Below are 19,069 nucleotides of genomic sequence, written 5' to 3' on the forward strand. Positions count from 1 at the left end.
GTGAAGCTGGCGCAAGACACCCTGGGGCTGTCCACCTGAGTCGCTTGGGCGGCGTCAGGACTGGGGGGGATGAATGACAAGGAAAAGACAGGCGAACGCCATGCGGATACCCGCCGCGGGCACCCCGGCGCTGTCCGGTGAACCCCTCCGCTCCGAGCATCGTCTGCGTATGGAGCAGGTGACCCATCCGCTGGCTGTCCAAAGCGATACATCCGGGACGGCGTGCTCCTCACTCGCCGTGCGAGTGATTGACGAGACGCCCTGCCGGGACACCCTCTCTCCGTATGGGTTTCCAGGCGGAGCGACCGACGGCTTGAGCCACGTGCCCGCACATGCCGTGGATTGGCGGGGCACGGAGCCTGTCGGCCTCTTCGTTTCGAGGCGCTGTTCGCATTGTCGCGCACGCCCGCGCAGAACGTCTTGGGAGAGATGATTTCCTGGGCCTCCAGCTGGGGCTTCCGCTCCATGGGGGCTGCGACGCGGCCGTGTACGCCGCGCCGGTCACGACGAAAAGCCCCGGCCTCCCGCCGGAGAGGGCGCGGGAGACCGGGGCTTCTCGTAGACGGCCGGGGCCGCGTGGGGTCAAGCGCTGACGTTCTGCTCGCCGGTGGATGCCTTCGCGGGGGGGAAGACGGACAGCACCTTGGCCACCGTCCCAGGCATCCTCGAAGGGGTATACGTGGGGATGAGGTCCTGGAGGGCGCGCTTCACGTCGAGGGCGTCACCGGCCTTGGCCGCGCGGTCCAGGCGCCGCAGCTGGAGCTGGAAGTCCGCGGGCGGCGCGGGGCTTTTCGCCACCTTGATGCGGTTGCGCACCTGCTGCGTGAGCGCCTCCTCCTCGGACAGGAGGGTCTCCTCCAGCTTCTCCCCCGGACGCAGCCCCGTGTAGATGATGGGGATGTCCTTGTCCGGCACCAGGCCCGTCATGGTGATCATGTTGGCGGCCAGCTCCGCGATGCGGACCGGCGCCCCCATGTCCAGGATGCACAGCTCGCCGTAGCCGCCCAGGCCGGCCAGCACCACCAGGCCCACCGCCTCCGGGATGATCATGAAGTAGCGGGTGCAATCCGGGTGGGTGACGGTGACGGGGCCCCCCGCTTGGATCTGCTGCTTGAAGAGGGGCACCACGCTGCCCGCGGACCCCAGCACGTTGCCGAAGCGCACGGCGCAGAACGAGGTGCGCGACGTCTTGGCGATGTCCCGGATGACCATCTCCGCCAGCCGCTTGGAGGCCCCCATCACCGACGAGGGCCTCACCGCCTTGTCGGTGGAGATGAGGATGAAGCGCTCCGCTCCGCAGGCGTCCGCCATGCGCGCCACGTTCTGCGTGCCGAAGACGTTGTTCTTGATGGCCTCCTCCGGCGATTCCTCCATCAGCGGCACGTGCTTGTGCGCGGCCGCGTGGAAGACGTACTGCGGGGAGAACTCCTGGCCAATGCGCATCATCCGGTCCAGGTCGCGGATGTCCGCCACCACCGAGTGCACCGGCACGTGCGGGTGCCGCGACTGCAACTGGCGCACCAGCAGGTAGAGCTCGTTCTCGTTGATGTCCACCACCACCAGCGACGCGGGAGAATGCCCCGCGACCTGCCGGACGATTTCACTGCCGATGGAGCCCGCGCCGCCGGTGACGAGGATGCGGCGGCCCGACACCAGCCGGTGCACCTCCTCGTGGTCGAACGAGATGGCGTCCCGCGGCAGCAGGTGCTCCGGGGCCAGGTCGTGCAGCATGGCGGCGGTGATCTTCTCGTCCAGGAAGGCGAACGAGGCCGGGATGATCTTGAAGCTGACGCTCTGGTGCCGGCACAGGCTCAACAGGTGGCGGGTGCGGTCCGGGGACAGCCGCGGGATGGCGATGAGCACCTGCGTCACCCGGTGCTTCTTCATCAGCTCCGGCAGCGCGTCCAGCACGCCGAGCACCGGCTTGCCGTTGAGGAAGGTGCCCTGCTTGCCGGGGTCGTCATCCACCAGTCCGATGACGTGCCACGGGCTCTCGCGGTCGCGCAGGAGGTCGCGCAGGAGCAGGTCCCCCGCGCTGCCCGCCCCCACGATGAGCGTGCGCTGGGTACCCCGCGCCCGCGCGCGCCGCCGGTCCAGGTACCATTGCCGCGCCATGCGCGGGGCGAAGCGGTGAAAGCCCAGGAGCGTGGTGGTGATGAAGAACTCCAGCGCGACCACCTGCGCGGGCAGCGTGTCCATGAAGAAGATGGAGCGCACGAATTCGAACACGATGGTGCCCGCGAGAGCAGCCAGCTCCAACCGGACCGCCTCATGGATGCCGGAGCGATGGAAGGACCAGCGGTGCAGCCCCATCCCGACGAGCGTCACCAGGCGCACGGCGACCAGCATCGCCACGGCCCGCGGCAGGATGTCCTTGCAGGAGATGGGCAGCCCGTCCCCGTAGTGCAGCATCGTGGCGACGAGCAGCGAACCGGCGATGAGGACCGAGTCCACGCCAAGCATCCGCGGCAGGCCGAGACGAGGCGCCCTTCGAGGGGCATGCTCCGGAGCCTGTCGCTCCCCCACATCCAGGCTCGTCGCATCCAGATTCTGACTGTCTTTCATTGATGTCTCCCCCCTTCCGGCCCGGCGTCCACGGGAAGGCGTCCATCCTCCTGGTCGCGCAAACAGGAAGACACGCCCAAGCTCGGAATTGCGGAAGAAGGTGGACGCACGCCCGGTGGCGCCACAGCCGTCCGTAAGTGCCGTCAGACCCTCCTCCCAGGCGCTTGCCTGCCATCGAGCAGGCGTCCTGCCCCCAGGGGTGAAAACACATGCATCGTCGCGCGCTCCAGGCACCGGGCTGACACTTTCGCGAGCCTTGCTCCCCCGGGGCATGCCCGCCACGCTGGGGCCATGACGACCGAATTCATCCTGCTCCGGCATGGGGAGACGGAGTGGAACGCCTCGGGGCGCCTCCAGGGGCACCTGAACAGCACGCTGAGCCGCGAGGGGCTCCGGCAGGCGGACGCGCTCGCGGCGCGGCTCGCCACCCACCCCTTCCACGCCCTCTACAGCAGCGACCTGGACCGCGCGGTGCAGACGGCCTCCCGCATCGCGGCGAGGACGGGCCATGACCTCCAGCGGGACGCGCGCCTGCGGGAGCGGGGGCTGGGCGTGCTCGAGGGGCTGACGCGCGCGGAGGCCGGCGAGCGCCACCCGGACGTCTTCGCCGCGTACACCCAGGGCCACGCCGACTACGTGGTGCCTGAGGGCGAGAGCGCGTCGCAGCGCCTGCGGCTGGCGCTGCACTGTCTGGAGGAGCTGGGCGCGCGCCACCCCAAGGCCCGCGTCGTGGTGGTCACCCATGGCGGCGTCCTCAGCGCCCTCTTGCGCCACTGCCTGGGCATCCCCGCCACCGCGCCGCGCACCTTCTCCGTCCTCAACGCGGGTTGGAACCAGTTCGACCTCCACGAGGGGGCCCTGCGGATGGTGACCTGGGGGGACGTCAGCCACCTGCGCGCGCTCAGCCTGGACGACACCTGAACCCGGCCCCGGCGCCGGGGCCATCACCTGGCCCGTGTTTCAGCGACCGCAGGTGCGCGGAGTGCTACACCCGGGGTCATGGCCCGGCCCGTCCCCAGAGCTTTCCGCTGTCCGCACTGCAACGCGCCCCTCCCCGTCCAGGCCGGGCAGACGCACGGCGTCTGCGGCTACTGCGGCGGCGAGTTCGACATGGAGGGCTCGACTCCAGGGCATCCCCTCCCGCGCCCGGTGCCGGCCTCCCCGGCGGGGCTGCAGGCCACGATGATCGTGGTGGGGGTCGCGGCGCTCGTCGTGCTGGGCATGTCGGGCGCGGCGGTCGCCTTCCTCACCGGCGCCCCCGCGGAGCGCCCCCCGCGGCCCCAGCCTCCTCCGCCCCCTGTCGTCACCCGCCCCGTTCCGCCGCCCGTCATCCCGCATCCGCCCGAGCCCGCGCCCGCGCCGGAGCGCCTCCAGTGGGCGGACCGCGCGCCCACGTTCGTGGACGTCAACGGGGATGGGACGGAGGACCTCATCGGCCATGTGAGCCGCCACGAAGGAGGCCCCAGCTTCAGCCACGTCATCGCGGCGTTCGACGGCCGGACGTTCCAGAAGCTCTGGGAGTCGCTGCCGTCGGAAGGGCCGGACGCCTCCAGGGTCACGAAGGTCATTGCCCAGAATGGCCGGCTGGTGATGAGCGAGCAGCGCGCGGTGGACCTGCTGGAGCTGGAGACCGGCAAGCGGCTGGGGCGCGCGCCGCTGTCGGACTCGCCGCGCCGGCTGTGCATTCCTCCGGGGGACACGACGTCCGTCTGGGTGGAGGTGGTGGACCACCAACACCTGATCTTCGACACGCGCACGGCCACCACGAAGCCCGCGCCCCGCGCGCCCAAAGGCTGCGCCACGCCGCCCTTGAGTCCCCAGACGTGCAACATGAGCCGGCCGCCGGAGCACCCCACCACCTGCGAGCGCTCCAGCTATCCGCCCTCCGACATCCGCGGCTTCTCCACGAAGTACCTCTACCGCTCCAACGGCTACACCCTGTCGCTGGGCACGCGGTGGCCGGGAACGCAGGTGCCCCTGGTGGCGCTGTACGCGCCGGGCAACCGCAAGCCGCTGTGGCACGGCGTCGTGGCGGAGCGGGACGCGCTCGAGCTGCGCGACAGGGCGCCCGAGGTGGGGGAAATCACCCAGGACGCCGTCTACGTCGTCTATGAACTGGAGAAGGGCGGCCCGCGGCTCATCCGGCGCGACCTGCGCACCGGCGCTGTCGCCTGGGACGTGGCCCTGCCCGGGTCCGGTCCCTTCTCCGAGCTGACGGCCCTCTGGGTCCGGGAGGGCCGGGTGTACGTGCCGCAATGGGGCAGGCTCGACGTGCTGGACGCCGCGACGGGGCAGCGCATCGGCGCCGTGGGTCAGTAGATGGAGATGAGGTGGACCCGCACGCGGGGGTTGCCGAGGTACTCCTCCAACCGCCAGCGGGTCCGCATGCCGTCCTCTCGGATGCCCATGCCTCCGTCCGGGGGAGCCTCCGCGCTCGCGAGCGCATCCCGCAGGTGGGCCACCGCCCAGTCGTCGAACTTCGGGTCTCCGGAGCCCTCCAGCACCTGGAGGTCGATGAGGCTGCCGTCGCGCGCCTGCCGCACCTCCACGATGGCGACGAGCGCGAGCACGGGGGCCGTGACGTCCATCATGTAGACGTCCGCCGCACGTCCGGCCTCCACGGCCGCGCGCATCCGGTCGGACGTTTCCCGGCGGACGTCGCGCGCCTGGGGAGCGAAGGGCGTGCCCGTCTTGCCGAACCGCTCGATGGCCTCCAGCTGTTCGCGCTTCAGTCGCCTCACGAGCACGTCGGTGTTGGGAGAGGGCGGGTTCACCAGCCGGTTGGCGAAGCCCTGGCGCAGCTTCGCGAAGTAGGGAGGCGTCGCGCCCGTGGCCCGCGCGGACGCGGTCGCGTCCCTGGCCCAGCCATCCACGCGCTGACGTGCCTCCTCCCCCTGACGGGCCAGGAGCTCCTTGGGGTCGGGCTCCGAGCCCGGGACGTTGCGGATCGTCCGCCCCGTCGACGGAGGACCCTTCAGGAGCCCACCGCCGAGCAGCCCCGGAGGGTCGAGCTTGAGCGAAGGCGCTGAAGCGACAGGAGCGTCCTGAACCTTGGGGGCATCCGCGACAGGCCCGGGAGCCTCGTCCTTCTCCTGCTCGCGCGCCGCCACGGGCGCTGGCGCCTCATCCTTCTTCCGAGCGCTCGTGGCGCGGTCATGCGGCTCCGGCCGATGCACGGGCGGGCGCGGTGCGGGCGGTTCCTCCTTGGACGCAGGAGGCGCGGGGCGTGCGTCCCGGGTGACAATCTCCATCTCGATGGCCTGGGGCGGCTCCCGGTGCCGGACGCGGTCGGACGGGCTCCGGGACAGCGCGACGAGCAGTGCCACGTGCAGGAGCCCGGACACCCCGAGCAGGAGAAGGAGCTGTGAGCGGCGGGACACGAAGGTCAGCTTGCTCCGTCCGGCCGTGCGAGAGAAGGGGCGCGGAGCGTGGGTGTGGGACCTCCACGCTCCCCTGCCCCTCCTCCTCGCCCGCTACGGCGCCGCCGGTGTCCTGGTCTCCAGCGGCGGCAGGAGCAACTCCCGCGCCGTCCGGAAGCAAGCCGCGTCCGGACGGCGTGGGTCACGGCATCACTGCACCCAGTGGACCTTGCCCAGGCCGGCGGGGATCAGGTCGCAGACGTAGAAGATGTCGTCGTACGGGTAGTCGTCATACACGCCACGCGCGGGGATGCAGCGCGCCTGGCTGGGATTGGGCGCGTTGAACTCCGCGGCCAGCTGCTGGCAGTAGGTGTCGGCCGGGCCACCGCACTCCTCGGTGCACTGGTCCGCGCTGATCCACCGCGGGTTGTAGAGCGGGTACGAGTCCGCCTCCGTCCAGCACAGGCCCGTGGCGCACTGGGTATCCGCCGAACAGCCCTGGCCCACGGCGTTCAGGCCCTGCTCCTGCTGCGTGGGGGCGGGGGGCTGCTGCTCGGGGGCCACGGCGCCGCCACAGGCGAGCATCGCGAACGAGAAGAGGGACACGGGGACGGCGAAGCGCTTCCGCATGGGAGAACCTTTCCAGGAGAAGGGGGAGTCCGGAGAGAACCACTTCGGCCCGGATGGGCCAAGTCACATTCTCGCGGCCATGGACCCGTAAGCCATGCTCACGGCCCGTCGGGGGGCAGGGTGCAGATCCAGGTGTTGTCGAACTTGCAGTAGCAGCTGCCCGTGGGCAGTCCGCTCAGGCAGCACTCGCGATAGACGCCGGTGGAGGGACAGGAGGTGCCCTCGATGAACGTGCACGTGTTGGCGCGAGTGCAGGTGAGGGGCGGCGGGTTCGAGGGGCAGTACTGATAGGCGCCGTCGCACTGCACATACTGGCCGTCGACGGAGGAGCACGAGCCTCCCGTGCACGACAACGTGGTCCCCGACGCACAATCCGTCGAACAGGACGACAGGGCGCTGGTGGCCTGTCCCAGCGCCTCCGACACCTCACCGGGCTCCGTTCCACCACAAGCCGCCAGCGTCGCGATGACCAGCGCCGCGAACACACCGGATACAAGCTTCATGGGCTTCATCCTTTCTTGCAGAGACGACCGGCTCCACAGCCTATCCAAGCAAGACGTGTTTAGATAGGGTTCAAGGCCAAGGCAGGGGCGTGGGCATGGAGTACGCTGGCGGCACTTCACGAAGAGGGACCGCCCATGTGCCGGAGCATCAAGACGCTGTTCAACTTCGCGCCGCCCGCATCCGACGCGGAGGTCCGCGCGGCGGCCCTGCAGTTCGTGCGGAAGCTGAGCGGCACCAGCGCCCCCTCCAAGGCGAACGAAGAGGTGTTCAACCGCGCCGTCGAGGACATCACCGAGGTCGCGCGCCGGCTGGTGGACTCGCTGGTGACCACCGCCCCGCCGCGCAACCGCGACATGGAGGCCATGAAGGCGAAGCTGCGGTCCGCGAAGCGCTTCGCCCCACGCTGAAGGGCACCGCGTTCGCCTAGGATGGGGGCCCCTCCGTCCCGGGAGCCTTCCGGATGTTCCTCGCCTCGCTGCTGTCCGTGTTCGCCGGTGCCTGGATGTTCGCGGCGGCGCCGTTCACCGTCACGATGAAGTCCGCCGGCTACTCCGCCCGCTCGGATGGCAAGACGGTCACCGTCACCCAGGTGGCCCCCAAGAGCGTCGCCGCCGAGGCGGGCCTGAAGAAGGGCATGAAGGTGACGAGCATCTTCCTGCCCTACAGGGCCTTCACCCAGGTGGTGCCCCTGGCCCAGCTCGGCGCGACAGACCTGCAGGACGCCCTGACGCCCCAGCCCGCCGAAGTCCTCGGGCTCCTGGTGGAGACGGCGAAGGGCGCCGAGCAGGCCATCCTCAAGAGCCGGGAGCCCGTCCCCGACAACCCGTTCCCGGTCATCCCGCTCACGCTGGCCCAGCAGCAACGCCTGACCCCAATGCAGTTAAGTCACTATCAAGTGCGGCTCATGCAGGCCGCCAGAGAGCAGCAGGAGGGGCCTCCGCTCAAGTTCGAGCAGGAAACCACCGCCTACGTGATGAAGGGGAAGCTCGCAGGGGTGGAGGGTGGCGGCGCCACGCCTCTCAAGCTCCATCCAAGCATTGCGCTGAAGACCGACTGCCGCTCTGGCATGGAGAAGCTGGAGCTGAGCAGCACCGCGAAGGACCTGAACCTCACGCTTCGGCCCGAGGATGCCCGCCACCCCGGGGCGCCCTTCGAGCTGGCCCCGGCGCTCTGGACGGTCCCGCAGGTCCTCGAGCAATGTGACGGCGCCACCAAGCCCCTCGAACACTCCCTGCACGTCAGGCTCACCTGCAAGGGCAAGCCGCCGGTGGAGCAGGACGCCACCGTGAAGCTGGCCGTGCGCTGCGACGTGCCCGCCCCGGTGACCCGGTGGCTGATGTTCCTGGGGCAGCCGTGGGAGTTCATGGAGGGAGACAAGACTCCACTCGAGGTGGATGTGGCCACGCAGACGCTCATTCCTCGTCCCGCCGAAGTGGCCATCGTGGAGTTGGATGCCGACGGCAAGGTGACGCGGCACCTGTCTCCGGTCCCCATCGCGAAGAGCACCCACGACTCAAGCACGAAGGTCCAGGTCGCGCTGGACACGACGGCGGCGCGCACCGTGAGGCTGGCGGTGGAGGTGCGCTACGCCGACGGGAGCACCCGGCTCACGGAGCCACAGACGCGGGAGATCGTCTCCCAGGCGCAGTTGGAGGCACGGCGCCGGGAGGTCATCGAGGCTCGCGCGAAGCTGGACGCCTTCGAGAAGCGCTTCGACGCGAAGTTCAACGACCCCTGCGACGACCTGCCCGCGACGATGAAGTGGCTGAAGGACCAGCCCGACCTCGAATTCGCCTCGGCCGCGGAGAACGGCCACTCCTTCTCCTACAAGGTGAAGGGCGCGCTCGCGCCCCTCGTCTTCACCTGTGACCGCTAGCGTCCACGGGGACGTTACAAGCGCCCGAGGCTCTCCGCCTTCTTCTCAAAGATTTCCAAAGCTGGCATGTTGTTCCACGCCAGCCTCCCGCCACCTCTTGCATGACGTCAGCGATCCCGATCCCCACGTCTCACGAGGCCCCAGGGGAGGAGTGGCGCCGTTGCGCTGGCTGGTAGCGCACGCGATGCTCGCGGCGTGCGGCGGCTACTCGTATCTCCGGGATGGCAACGGGACGTCCTTCGGAATTGAGGTCCGCGATGGACGCGAGATTCCGTGGGTCCGTGGGCCGTGGCCTGTCATCGCAGCTTCCGTCGAAGCGGACGCCATCATCGACCAACTGTGCGTTCCGCTCATGGAGTTGCCCGCCGCTGCGCCACCGCGAGGCGACGATGGTCAGGAGTACTGCGGGGTCATCTACTCCTATGAGGGCCGCTACCATGCATCCTGGCCTGCTGCGCTGGAGACGCCGCGCCTCAGCGCGGAGAACAAGGACTTCAAGAACTGCCGCGTGCCCCAAGAAGTAGTGGATGAGCGGGGGCGGACGGCAATCCTCGCGGACTACCACACCCACCCGTGGCGCTACTCGCCGCTGTCCATTCAAGACCGCTGGCAATCTCGTCAGCGGTACTCATTCCGTGTGCAGATGGCCGCGACATGCACCGTGCAGATGTACATTCCGCACATCGGGCAGGAACGTCCCGGAGAGGTCTACGTGCGCCAGGGGCGTCGCTGGGTGCTCATCGGGCGCGTCATGGACAAGGTAAACGGCATCATTCTGCCCGAACCGGAGGGCTCCTGATGACACGCGCGTCCCTGCTCGTTCTGTCGCTTGCTGCGTTGAGCGGATGCTCCCTTTTTCAGCGCACGGCGCGCCCACCCCATGCGCCTCCCGAAGAGGCCCAGAGATTCGTCTTCCCATCCCCTCCCTTCCAGGAAGGCCGGACAACACTCCTCAGTGGCGACGTCGCTACTGCCGTCCAGCTCGCGATGGATGATTTTCTCCCCCTGGACCGCAAGCCCCCCAAGGACGCAACGCCGGTCGAGTCGTGCCTCTTCCGGCGCGACATCTATCAGGTGACGGTGGAGCGGCTACCGGACGGCATCTTCCTGGTGGGCATCTACGCACGCACTGAACTCTGCGACCCGAACGACACCGCCACGGAGGCCGGGGGGCTCTACGCCGTCGATGCGCGGCGCGGCCTCATTGTCGCTCAACAGCGATAAGAGGCCGCCGGCCATGACGCCAGCCCCGGCTCAGGGGATGTTGATGCGCGAGGACATGCTCCGGCCGTCGTACGCAGCGGCGCCGCAGCGGGCATGGGCCCAGTCGCCGTTCACCGCGGAGCAGATGCGGAAGGCCTGGATGTTGGAGAACGGCACGTTGATGCCCGGCGTGTCGCAGCGCCCCTGGTAGGTCCAGGCGAGGCTCTTGTTCACGGACGTGACTCCAATGCACGGCCCAATCCACGCACCCGTGTCCCGCCGCTGAACGTCGATGGAGTACTGCGCCGTCGTCTCCTCCTCGCTCCACTCCAGGTCCACGAAGGGCGTGACGCCGCCCGGCAGCTCCAGCGACACGTCGTCGGAGATGCCGTCATAGGCCTTCTCCACGAAGGGCCCCCAGACGTTGTTGTTCGAGTAGAAGATGCGGAACGCGGCGATCTCCCCCTTCGTCACCACCCGGTCCCCGGCGCTGCGGCACACGCCGTCGAACACCGTCTTGTTGGACTGCCCCAGAAGCACCACGGACGTGCACGGCCCCACCACCGACCCGTCTCGCAGCACCACGTCCAACGAATAGCTGTACCCGGCGAGCCGGCTCCAACGCACGTTCACCTGGTTGAGCGACGTCATCGCCCCGTCCGGCTTGAACGCGACGCGCTGCTTGTACGTGCTGCGCGAGGTGAGGTTTCCCGCGCTGTCGAAGGCCCCCACGTGGAAGATGTTGAAGTACTCACCCCGCCGCTCGACGATGACGTTGTGGCCGTGGGACTGCACCAGCCGGCCCGCCGAGTTCTTCAGCGGCAATGACAGCCGCCGCACCGCCCGCGCCCGCGTCAACTGCGGGATGGAGTCCGCCATCACGTAATACATGGCGTACTGGCTGTTGTACCAACCGCCGCTGAAGAGCAGGTAGTAGCGCCCGTCGCGCTTGAAGAGCTCCGGCGCCTCGTTGATGCCCTCTTCGTAGGCCGGCGTCGCGAACACCGCCGGGCCCGCGTGGTTGTAGACGGTGCCGGGTGCGGCCAGGTTGAACGAGGAGATGTTGTTGCCGTTCTGGAACCACACATAGAAGAGCCAGCGATCCACTCCGTCGTAGAACGTCGCGGAGTCGATGCGGATGTTCCGGTTGCACCCCTGCGGCAGGCACGCCGTACCGGTGGTGGTGCGCGGCCACGTCGTGTTGGCGTTGATGGGCTGCGGCGCGCCGAAGTCGAGGTTCAGGTCCGGCGCCGTGGCCACGAAGGTCGTCACCTCCTGGCCCGCCGGCGGACACGCCGCGCCGTTGGGCACCCGGTGGCCGGAGAAGTGGAGCTGGTAGACGCTCCCCACTTTGCTCAGGTCCGGTGCCCACAGGTAGCAGTAGTCGTAGGCCGGGTCCGCCGCGGACGGGTTGTAGTCGCGCTTGAAGCGGAACGCCGTCAGGTCGTTGGACTCATACAGCGGCAGCACCACCCCGTTGCCCGTGCCAGTGAGGAAGAACAGGTCGTCGTTCTCCTTGTAGACGTCCGGATCCGCCAGCCACTGCATGAGCAGCGTGCGCGAGTTGTCCTGCGCGTGGGCACTCCCGGCGAACGTCGTGGTGAGCAGGGACAACAGCAGGACGGCTCGGACGGGCTTCATGTGGCCTCTCCATGGAAGTCTTGAAATCCAAGCTTCCAGGGAAGGGCCGGGCCACGCAAGGCCGATGGGTTTTGACCGTCCGGCGGCGATCCGCTATATCCGCCACTTCGATATTGAGAATCAATTTCATTTGATATCACTTTCCCTGGATTGCCTTTCCCGTGAGTCCCCCTCCCCGGCGTCTCCCTCCCCTCCTCGCGGCCCTCGTCGGGGTCGCGGTCATTGCGCTCGCGGTCTTCGGCTGGCGGGCCTCGCGCGCCCCGGCCGAGGCGCCTGTGCCGCGAGGCGCGGCTCCGGCAGCCCCTGCACCGGGAGCGGGCCGGACCGTCGCCCACGCGCAGGGCAGCACCGTGGTGACCGAGCACCCGGCGCAGGTGGTGGTGTTCGACCTGGCGGCGCTGGACACGCTGGACGCGCTGGGAGTGGACGTGCAGGGCGTGGCGGGTGAGTACTTCCCCGGCCAGTTGGCGAAGTACGGGGACGCGAAGAGGTACCCGCGCTTCGGGACGCTCTTCGAGCCCGACTACGAAGCGCTCCACGCGGCCCGGCCGGACCTGGTCATCACCGGTGGCCGCTCCAGCGCGCGATACGCGAAGCTCGCCGCCCTGGTGCCCACCATCGACCAGACCACGGACGACGCGCACTTCCTGGACACCGTGGTGGGCAACACGCAGCGGCTGGCGACCGTCTTCGGCAAGGAGGAACAGGCGCGCGCCCTGGTGGAGGCGATGCACCGGTCCATCGCGAGGCTGAAGGGCACCACCGCCCACCGGGGCAAGGGGCTCATCGTGCTGACGTCCGGAGGGCGGATGAGCGCCTATGGCCCGGGCTCGCGCTTCGGCGTGCTGCACGACGCCTTCGGCATCCCGCCCGCGGCGCCGGGCCTCAAGGCGTCGCTGCACGGAGAGGCCATCGGGTCGGAGTTCATCCTGGAGACCAACCCGGACTGGCTGTTCGTCATCGACCGGGACGCGGCCATCGGAGAGGGCGGCGGCGCGCAGCGGCTCCTGGACAACGAGATGGTGCACCAGACGGCGGCCTGGAAGCAGGGACAGGTCGTGTACCTGGAGCCGGCGAACACCTACCTCATCGGCGGCGGCATCCAGTCCGTGCGGCGCCTGATGGAGCAGCTCTCCGATGTCTACGCCAGGCCCCGACAGCCCGTCGCTCCCTGAGCCGGGTTTCACACCGCGCGCCCCCGCGGTCTCGCTCCCCCAGCCGGCGCAGCCGCCCGCGAACGGCGGCGCCCTGCTGCGGCTCGCCGCGGCCGGGCTCGCGGTGCTGGTGCTCGCGGGCACCAGCCTGCTCATTGGCGTGAGCGACGTGCCGTGGGACGCGCTCCTGGCGCCGGCGGAGCACCCGCGCGCCGTGCAGGTGCTGATCATCAGCCGCGTGCCACGCACGCTGTCCCTGATGCTCGCGGGCATGTCCCTGGCCGTCGCAGGCCTCATCATGCAGATGCTCGCGCGCAACCGCTTCGTGGAGCCCTTCACCGCGGGCACGGCGGAGTCCGCGAGCCTGGGGCTGCTCGCCGTCACGCTGCTCGCGCCCGGCCTTCCCATCCTCGCGAGGACGGCGGTCGCCGCGGGCTTCGCCATGGCGGGCACAGCGCTGTTCTTGCTCATCCTCCGGCGCATCCCGCTGCGCTCGGCGCTCGTCGTGCCCGTCGTGGGGCTGGTGCTGGGCGCCATCTTCGACGCGGCGACGACGTTCTTCGCCTACCGCTTCTCCCTCTTGCAGTCGCTGATGGCCTGGACCACGGGGGACTTCTCCAGCGTGCTGCGCGGCCGGTACGAGCTGCTCTGGGGCGCCTTCGTGCTGACGGTCGTCGCCTACGTCGTCGCGGACCGCTTCACCGTCGCCGGCCTGGGCGAGGCCTTCACCACCAACCTGGGGCTGAGCCACCCGCGCATCGTGGCGCTGGGACTGTCCATCGTCGCCATGGTCACCGCGGTGGTGGTGGCCACGGTGGGGATGATTCCGTTCATCGGGCTCGTGGTGCCCAACGTCGTCAGCCTCATCGTGGGCGACAACGCGCGCCGCTCCATCCCGTGGGTGGCGGTGCTGGGCGCGGGCTTCGTGCTCCTGTGCGACATCGTGGGGCGGGTGGTGCGCCAGCCCTATGAGATTCCGGTGGGCACCGTGGCGGGCGTGGTGGGCAGCCTCGCCTTCCTCCACCTGCTCCTGCGGAGGAACGGCCGTGTCGGCTAGCGCGTTGCAATGGGAGGCCCCCGGGCGGCGGCTGCTCCTGTTGGGGGGCCTGGCCCTCTTCTGCGTCGTGGTGTTCATGACCGTGGACGCGGGCGGCAGGTGGGACTTCGTGCTGCCGTTCCGCGCGCGCAAGGTCGCCACCGTGCTGCTGGTGGGCTACGCCATCGCCGTCTCCACGGTGCTGTTCCAGACCGTGGTGGAGAACCGCGTCCTGACGCCCGCCATCATGGGCTTCGACACGCTCTACCTGCTGTTGCAGACGAGCCTGCTCTTCTTCCTGGGCTCGCGCACCCTGGCGAGCCTGGACGCGCGGCTGCTCTTCACGGTGGAGGTCGCCATCATGGCGGTCTTCTCCGCCGCGCTGCACCGCTGGCTGTTCGAGGGCGGCCGGCGCAGCGTCCACCTGCTGCTGCTCACGGGCGTGGTGCTGGGCGTGTTGTTCCGCAGCCTGTCCAGCTTCCTGCAGCGCCTCATCGCGCCGGGCGAGTTCGACTTCCTGCAGGACCGCTTCTTCGCCAGCTTCAACAACCCGGATCCGGACCTGCTCCTCGTCTCCGCGGTGTTGACAGTGGGCGCGTCCGTCCTGGGGTTCCCCCTGCTGCGCGCCTGCGACGTGCTGAGCCTGGGGCGCGACGTGGCCATCAACCTGGGCGTGGACCACCGGCGTACGGTGTCGCGGCTCCTGGCCGTGGTGGCGGTGCTGGTGTCGGTGTCCACGGCGCTGGTGGGGCCGGTGACCTTCTTCGGGCTCCTGGTGGCGAACCTGGCGCATGGGCTGGTGCGCTCGCACCGGCACGTCCACGTGCTTCCGGCCGCGGTGTTCCTCGCGGTGATTGGCCTCCTGGGCGGTCAGCTCGTGCTGGAGCGCGTCTTCTCCTTCGGCGCCAACCTGCGCGTCATCATCGAGTTCCTCGGCGGCATCATGTTCATCTCCCTGCTCATGCGAGGCGCGCTGCGATGATCGAAGCCCGGAACGTCTCCCGCCGCTACGGAGACACCCTGGTGGTGGACGACGTCACGCTCCAGCTTCCGGAGACGGGCGTGACGTCCATCATCGGGCCCAACGGCGCTGGCAAATCCACCCTGCTCTCCATGGTGAGCCGCCTGTTGCCGCTGTCCTCCGGTGCCGTCCTGGTGGACGGCATGGATGTGGCCCGGACGCCCGGCGACGCGCTGGCGCGAAGGCTGGCCATCCTGCGGCAGGACAACGCCGTCACCTCCCGGCTCACCGTGCGCGACCTGGTGACGTTCGGCCGCTATCCGCACTCCAAGGGCCGCCCGACGGTGGAGGACCGCGCCTTCGTGGAGGGAGCGCTCCATCACCTGGGCCTGGAGCCCATCGCCCACCGCTTCCTGGATGAGCTCTCCGGCGGTCAGCGCCAGCGCGCCTTCGTGGCCATGGTGCTGTGCCAGGACACGCACTACGTGCTCCTGGATGAACCCCTCAACAGCCTGGACATGAGGCACGCCGTGGCCATGATGAAGGAGCTGCGGCGCGCGGCGGACACGCTGGGCAAGTGCGTGGTGCTGGTGCTGCACGACCTCAACTACGCCTCCTGCTACTCCGACCACGTCATCGCCATGCGCGGCGGGAAGGTCGCCTTCCAGGGGACGCCGGAGGCGCTGATGCACCCCGACGTCCTCCGCGACATCTATGACATGGACATCGACATCCACGTCCTCAAGGGGAAGCGCATCGCGGTCCATTACCGGTAGTGCCCGGGATGTGACATTCATGTCGCGCTCAGGCTGAGACCTCGGTATCTCGGGACGGCGGCTCCCTCTGGGAAATCCTGGCATCGGGATTGCTCAGGGGCTCGAGCACCATGTCCCTCTCCCGCGAAGCCGCACCGAGTTCACGTCTGCGTCATTGGGCCTCCCGGCTGCTCCTGCTGGTCGCATGTGCCAGCGTCGTCGCGACATCGAAGACCCCGACATCCGAGGACGTGAACTCCGACCCGTATTCCGGCAGGCCGGTGACCCTCACGACCAAGGCGCCCAAGACCCGCATCCCGGTCGTCATGCGGGTCACGGCCTCGCAGTCTCCGGACAAGCCCGTCGAGGCGGTGCTGCAGGTGCGGGTATCGGCCACGTGGACACCCGCGGACCCCAGCGAGGCGGTGAGCCCCTGGCTCCGCGCCATGCTGGTGACGGGCGATCTGGACTCTGGTCCGCAGGCTGGCGGCGTGCTGGTGGCGGGACAGCCGACCGAAATGGATGTCCAGCAGTACCTCGACGGCCACTGCACGCTGGGCACGAGCTGCGACTGGACCACGAACCTGGACCTCGAGTTGCAGCCCAACGCCGCGGCCGGCGAGGTGACGGTGGAGTGGACGGCGACGGGCCAGGCGCACGTGGTGGACACCACCCAGACGCCCAACGACTTCACCGTGACCGTCTCGGAGCCGTGAACCCCAACTCCCTGGAGCCCCTCATGCGCACGTCCCTTCCCGTTCTCGCCCGGCGCCTGCTGCTCGGCGGCCTCTTGCTCTTGCCCTCCGCCTGTCTCATCGCACCTGCCTCGATGAGCCGAACCGGCCCGGCCGGCGCGTTCTCGCTGACCCCGGCGAACACCCGAACCCGGTTGCGGATGCACATGGTCGTCGCGGCCAGGAAGGGCACGGGCGCGAAGATTTCCGGCCTCAATGTCGGCTTCTCTGCGGAGCCCCGCTGGCAGCTCTCCGGGACAGACAGCGGGGAGGTCCATCCCTGGTACCGCGCCCGGCTCGTGGACGAGCGCGACGAGCAGGTCCTGGATGAAAGCTCCGTCATCTTCGACGTGCCGCGGCCGGTCGGGATGGTGCCCCTGTCGCCGCACATCAACCTGGACGACGACACCGAGCGCTTCGAAGCCACCTACCGGCTCGAGTTCGAGCGGCAGGGGACACCTTCCGAGGGCACCATCGAGGTCAACTGGTCGAGTGAAGTCAGCATGTCGACCCTCTCAAGCGACATGCGCGACTTCGAGATCACCTTCACGCGGCTCTGAGCCGCGGCCCGCGCACCAAGCGGCGGGGTCCGGCTCCGCCGGGGCGAGCCGAGGAGCGCGCAGGCTCGCGCAACGCCTTCCCTGCAGGTCGATGGCAGACTCCCCCTGCTGGAGGAACGCATTGGCCGTCTGGGCGCTGGCGTTGTGCTGGGCCGTGGTGCCCGCCGCCGAAACCGACGCGGCGCTCGCAGCGCTGGCACTGGAGACGGTGATGCCGGCCTGGGGTGTCTTGGGTTGCTCTTCGTCCACGGAGAGTGAAGGCCTGCCCGCTCCTCTCCCAGAAAGGCCGACGGAGCTGCGTGAGCAGAACCTGGATTGCCATCCTGGAGCGGGGGACGGGAGAGCGGCTCGGCGCGCCATGAGCCGGGACGCCCGGTGACGCGGCCGCGTCACCGGGCGCGCTTCTTCCGGGACCTGACGGGAGGCTTCGCGAGCGCCTCCGCCTGCGCACCGATGGTCTCCGCCAGGAAGTCCACCACCGCGCGCACCCGCGCGTTGTGGGCCAGGTCCTCGTGGAACACGAGCCACACCGTGCGCTCCAGCTCCGGCAGCGCGTCGCGGAGCGGCACCAGCTCCGGGTGCAGGTGCCCGAAGAACGCCGGCAGGAGCGCTACGCCCAGTCCCTCGCGCGCGGCCTGGAGCAGCCCCACGATGGACGTCAGCCGCACCGCGACGGTGGCCTTCGCCGCGTGCACGTCCAGCCACTTCGACTCCGGCCAGCGCCGCGAGTCCTGCGCGTAGCCCACCACCGCGTGCCCCTGCAGCCCCGTGTCGAAGCGCACCGGCCCCCGGCGGGCGAGGTACGCCTTCGACGCGAAGGGCACGACCCCGATGGCCGCCACCTTCCGGGCCCGCAGTGATGCCTCCTGGGGCCGGACCAGCCGGATGGCGACGTCCGCCTCTCGCCGCACGAGCGACAGGGACTCGTAACCTGAGAGCAGCTGCAACTCGATTTCCGGATGGCGCTCCTGGAACGCGACCAGGTACGGCATCACGTTGTGGATGAGGAACGAGTCCGTGGCGGTGACCGTCACCGGCCCGGAGGGGCGCAGGTCCTCGCCGCTGGCGAGCCGCTCCACGCGCAGCGCCTCCGCCTCCACGGCTTCCGCGGCCGGACGGATGCGCAGCGCCACCGCGGTGGGCCGCAGGCCCGTGGGGGTCCGGTCGAAGAGCCGCGCCCCCAGTTCCTTCTCCAGCACGGCCAGGCGCCGGCCCACGGTGGTCTGGTCCACCTTCAACCGCCGCGCCGCAGCGGAGAGGTTGCCCTCCCTCGCGATGGCCAGGAAGTGCCGCAGGTCGCTCCATTCGGGCATGGTCTGCATTCTCGCAGAGGCGCTCTGCGGTTTCGGGCATTTTCGCAGACCCGGTCCACGGCCATTCTCCCCGGCGTTTCCTTCCACCGAGGAGTCCCTCCCGTGAAGACCCTTCCCAAGCTCGTTGCCGCCGTCGCCGTCGTCTCCGCGTTCACCTTCGCCGCCGCCAAGGGCAAGGAGTCCGCCGCGTTCCAGCAGACCGCCTACGACAAGCTCACCTGGACGGAGCTGATGCCCGGCGGCCCGTCCGTGCACGTCCTCTGGGGCGACATGAAGAAGGGCCCGTACGCCCTGCTGATGAAGTTCCCCGCCGGGTTCGACTCCGGGCCGCACACCCACTCCGCCGGCTATCACGGCGTGCTGGTGAAGGGCCGCATGACGAACACCAGCGAGGGCGCCGCCGAAGCGGGCGCCGTGGAGGCTGGCAGCACCTGGGACCAGCCCGGCAAGGTGGTGCACCGCAACCAGTGCTCGGCGGACGGCGAGTGCGTGCTGCTCATCGCCCAGGACAAGCCCTTCGACTTCGCGCCCGCGAAGGCGAAGTGACGCGAAGGCGGCCTTCAGCGCGAGTCGCGGCGCTTCTGCTGCCGGGCGAACTCGGCCCGCAGCGCCCCGCCGATGCGCTTGCCCGTCACCTGGGTGGGCTTGCGGATCTTCTGGAAGTCCTTCGTCTGCTGGATGGAACCACCCCGGTGCTTCTTCGAGGTGGTCTCCTTCGGCGGCTGGAACATGGGCGAGACTCCTGTCCGGAAGGGGGCTGCCCCCTGAAGATGCAGCA

General features: G+C 69.5%; 20 protein-coding genes. 13 read left to right on the top strand and 7 right to left on the bottom strand.

Translation table 11 applies throughout. The features are described from left to right. Positions 1 to 582 precede the first annotated feature (582 nt). Complete coding sequence (locus tag KYK13_RS32855) at positions 583 to 2,463, bottom strand: nucleoside-diphosphate sugar epimerase/dehydratase (RefSeq protein WP_223646875.1); 1,881 nt, start codon at positions 2,461 to 2,463, stop codon at positions 583 to 585. 393 nt (positions 2,464 to 2,856) lie between these two features. On the opposite strand from KYK13_RS32855, the gene KYK13_RS32860 reads away from it, so the two are divergent. Both KYK13_RS32860 and KYK13_RS32865 read left to right on the top strand, forming a co-directional pair. After that, complete coding sequence (locus KYK13_RS32860; protein WP_223637879.1) at positions 2,857 to 3,486, top strand: histidine phosphatase family protein; 630 nt, start codon at positions 2,857 to 2,859, stop codon at positions 3,484 to 3,486. Between the two features lie 78 nt (positions 3,487 to 3,564). Next, the gene (locus tag KYK13_RS32865) at positions 3,565 to 4,884 is read left to right on the top strand and encodes a hypothetical protein (RefSeq protein ID WP_223637882.1); all 1,320 of its coding nucleotides are present in this window, start codon (positions 3,565 to 3,567) and stop codon (positions 4,882 to 4,884) included. On the opposite strand, the gene KYK13_RS32870 is transcribed toward KYK13_RS32865, so the two are convergent. From KYK13_RS32870 to KYK13_RS32880, 3 genes are all read right to left on the bottom strand, one after another. Further along, positions 4,878 to 5,945 (bottom strand): ferrichrome ABC transporter substrate-binding protein, encoded by a 1,068-nt coding sequence (locus KYK13_RS32870; protein WP_223637884.1) that lies wholly within the window; start codon positions 5,943 to 5,945, stop codon positions 4,878 to 4,880. The two genes, KYK13_RS32865 and KYK13_RS32870, sit on opposite strands and share 7 nt — an antisense overlap. A 189-nt stretch (positions 5,946 to 6,134) precedes the next feature. Beyond that, positions 6,135 to 6,554 carry a hypothetical protein gene (locus KYK13_RS32875; protein ID WP_223637886.1) on the bottom strand — a complete coding sequence of 140 codons (420 nt, stop codon included), beginning with the start codon at positions 6,552 to 6,554 and terminating at the stop codon, positions 6,135 to 6,137. 98 nt (positions 6,555 to 6,652) lie between these two features. Further along, a complete protein-coding gene (locus KYK13_RS32880) occupies positions 6,653 to 7,057 on the bottom strand; it encodes a hypothetical protein (protein WP_223637888.1) in 405 nt (134 codons plus the stop codon). Between the two features lie 135 nt (positions 7,058 to 7,192). On the opposite strand from KYK13_RS32880, the gene KYK13_RS32885 reads away from it, so the two are divergent. The 4 genes from KYK13_RS32885 to KYK13_RS32900 all read left to right on the top strand — a co-directional run bounded on the left by KYK13_RS32885 (position 7,193) and on the right by KYK13_RS32900 (position 10,158). Continuing rightward, positions 7,193 to 7,465, top strand: a complete 273-nt coding sequence (locus KYK13_RS32885) for a DUF2277 domain-containing protein (RefSeq protein WP_223637890.1) — start codon at positions 7,193 to 7,195, stop codon at positions 7,463 to 7,465. 53 nt (positions 7,466 to 7,518) lie between these two features. After that, positions 7,519 to 8,934 carry a hypothetical protein gene (locus KYK13_RS32890; protein ID WP_223637892.1) on the top strand — a complete coding sequence of 472 codons (1,416 nt, stop codon included), beginning with the start codon at positions 7,519 to 7,521 and terminating at the stop codon, positions 8,932 to 8,934. Positions 8,935 to 9,094: 160 nt separating this feature from the next. Beyond that, positions 9,095 to 9,733, top strand: a complete 639-nt coding sequence (locus tag KYK13_RS32895; RefSeq protein WP_223637894.1) for a hypothetical protein — start codon at positions 9,095 to 9,097, stop codon at positions 9,731 to 9,733. A 188-nt stretch (positions 9,734 to 9,921) separates the two neighbouring features. Further along, positions 9,922 to 10,158, top strand: coding sequence for a hypothetical protein (locus tag KYK13_RS32900; RefSeq protein ID WP_223637896.1), 237 nt, complete (start codon positions 9,922 to 9,924; stop codon positions 10,156 to 10,158). Between the two features lie 30 nt (positions 10,159 to 10,188). On the opposite strand, the gene KYK13_RS32905 is transcribed toward KYK13_RS32900, so the two are convergent. Further along, on the bottom strand, positions 10,189 to 11,778 hold the full coding sequence (locus tag KYK13_RS32905; RefSeq protein ID WP_223637899.1) for a family 43 glycosylhydrolase: 1,590 nt from the start codon (positions 11,776 to 11,778) through the stop codon (positions 10,189 to 10,191). Between the two features lie 161 nt (positions 11,779 to 11,939). Between KYK13_RS32905 and KYK13_RS32910 the strand changes: the two genes are divergently transcribed. From KYK13_RS32910 to KYK13_RS32935, 6 genes are all read left to right on the top strand, one after another. Then, positions 11,940 to 12,953 carry a siderophore ABC transporter substrate-binding protein gene (locus KYK13_RS32910; protein WP_223637902.1) on the top strand — a complete coding sequence of 338 codons (1,014 nt, stop codon included), beginning with the start codon at positions 11,940 to 11,942 and terminating at the stop codon, positions 12,951 to 12,953. Next, the gene (locus tag KYK13_RS32915) at positions 12,916 to 13,989 is read left to right on the top strand and encodes an ABC transporter permease (RefSeq protein WP_223637905.1); all 1,074 of its coding nucleotides are present in this window, start codon (positions 12,916 to 12,918) and stop codon (positions 13,987 to 13,989) included. Before KYK13_RS32910 ends, KYK13_RS32915 begins: the two co-directional genes overlap by 38 nt. Beyond that, complete coding sequence (locus tag KYK13_RS32920; RefSeq protein ID WP_223637908.1) at positions 13,979 to 14,950, top strand: iron chelate uptake ABC transporter family permease subunit; 972 nt, start codon at positions 13,979 to 13,981, stop codon at positions 14,948 to 14,950. The genes KYK13_RS32915 and KYK13_RS32920 overlap by 11 nt, the downstream gene beginning before the upstream one ends. Continuing rightward, a complete protein-coding gene (locus tag KYK13_RS32925; protein WP_223637911.1) occupies positions 14,947 to 15,705 on the top strand; it encodes an ABC transporter ATP-binding protein in 759 nt (252 codons plus the stop codon). Before KYK13_RS32920 ends, KYK13_RS32925 begins: the two co-directional genes overlap by 4 nt. A 110-nt stretch (positions 15,706 to 15,815) precedes the next feature. Beyond that, positions 15,816 to 16,400: a hypothetical protein gene (locus tag KYK13_RS32930; RefSeq protein ID WP_223637913.1), complete on the top strand. Its 585-nt coding sequence runs from the start codon at positions 15,816 to 15,818 to the stop codon at positions 16,398 to 16,400. A 23-nt stretch (positions 16,401 to 16,423) separates the two neighbouring features. Continuing rightward, positions 16,424 to 16,978, top strand: a complete 555-nt coding sequence (locus KYK13_RS32935; RefSeq protein ID WP_223637917.1) for a hypothetical protein — start codon at positions 16,424 to 16,426, stop codon at positions 16,976 to 16,978. A 389-nt stretch (positions 16,979 to 17,367) separates the two neighbouring features. Here the strand turns inward: KYK13_RS32935 and KYK13_RS32940 are convergent, their stop codons facing one another. After that, complete coding sequence (locus tag KYK13_RS32940) at positions 17,368 to 18,291, bottom strand: LysR family transcriptional regulator (protein ID WP_223637919.1); 924 nt, start codon at positions 18,289 to 18,291, stop codon at positions 17,368 to 17,370. 102 nt (positions 18,292 to 18,393) lie between these two features. Here KYK13_RS32940 and KYK13_RS32945 point away from each other — a divergent pair, with 102 nt between their 5' ends. Then, the gene (locus KYK13_RS32945; RefSeq protein WP_223637922.1) at positions 18,394 to 18,837 is read left to right on the top strand and encodes a DUF4437 domain-containing protein; all 444 of its coding nucleotides are present in this window, start codon (positions 18,394 to 18,396) and stop codon (positions 18,835 to 18,837) included. Positions 18,838 to 18,851: 14 nt separating this feature from the next. Here KYK13_RS32945 and KYK13_RS32950 read toward each other — a convergent pair whose 3' ends face one another. Beyond that, positions 18,852 to 19,022, bottom strand: a complete 171-nt coding sequence (locus KYK13_RS32950; protein ID WP_223637925.1) for a hypothetical protein — start codon at positions 19,020 to 19,022, stop codon at positions 18,852 to 18,854. Between the last annotated feature and the right edge of the window lie 47 nt (positions 19,023 to 19,069).

It is taken from the genome of Corallococcus sp. EGB (assembly GCF_019968905.1).
Classification (GTDB): Bacteria; Myxococcota; Myxococcia; order Myxococcales; family Myxococcaceae; genus Corallococcus.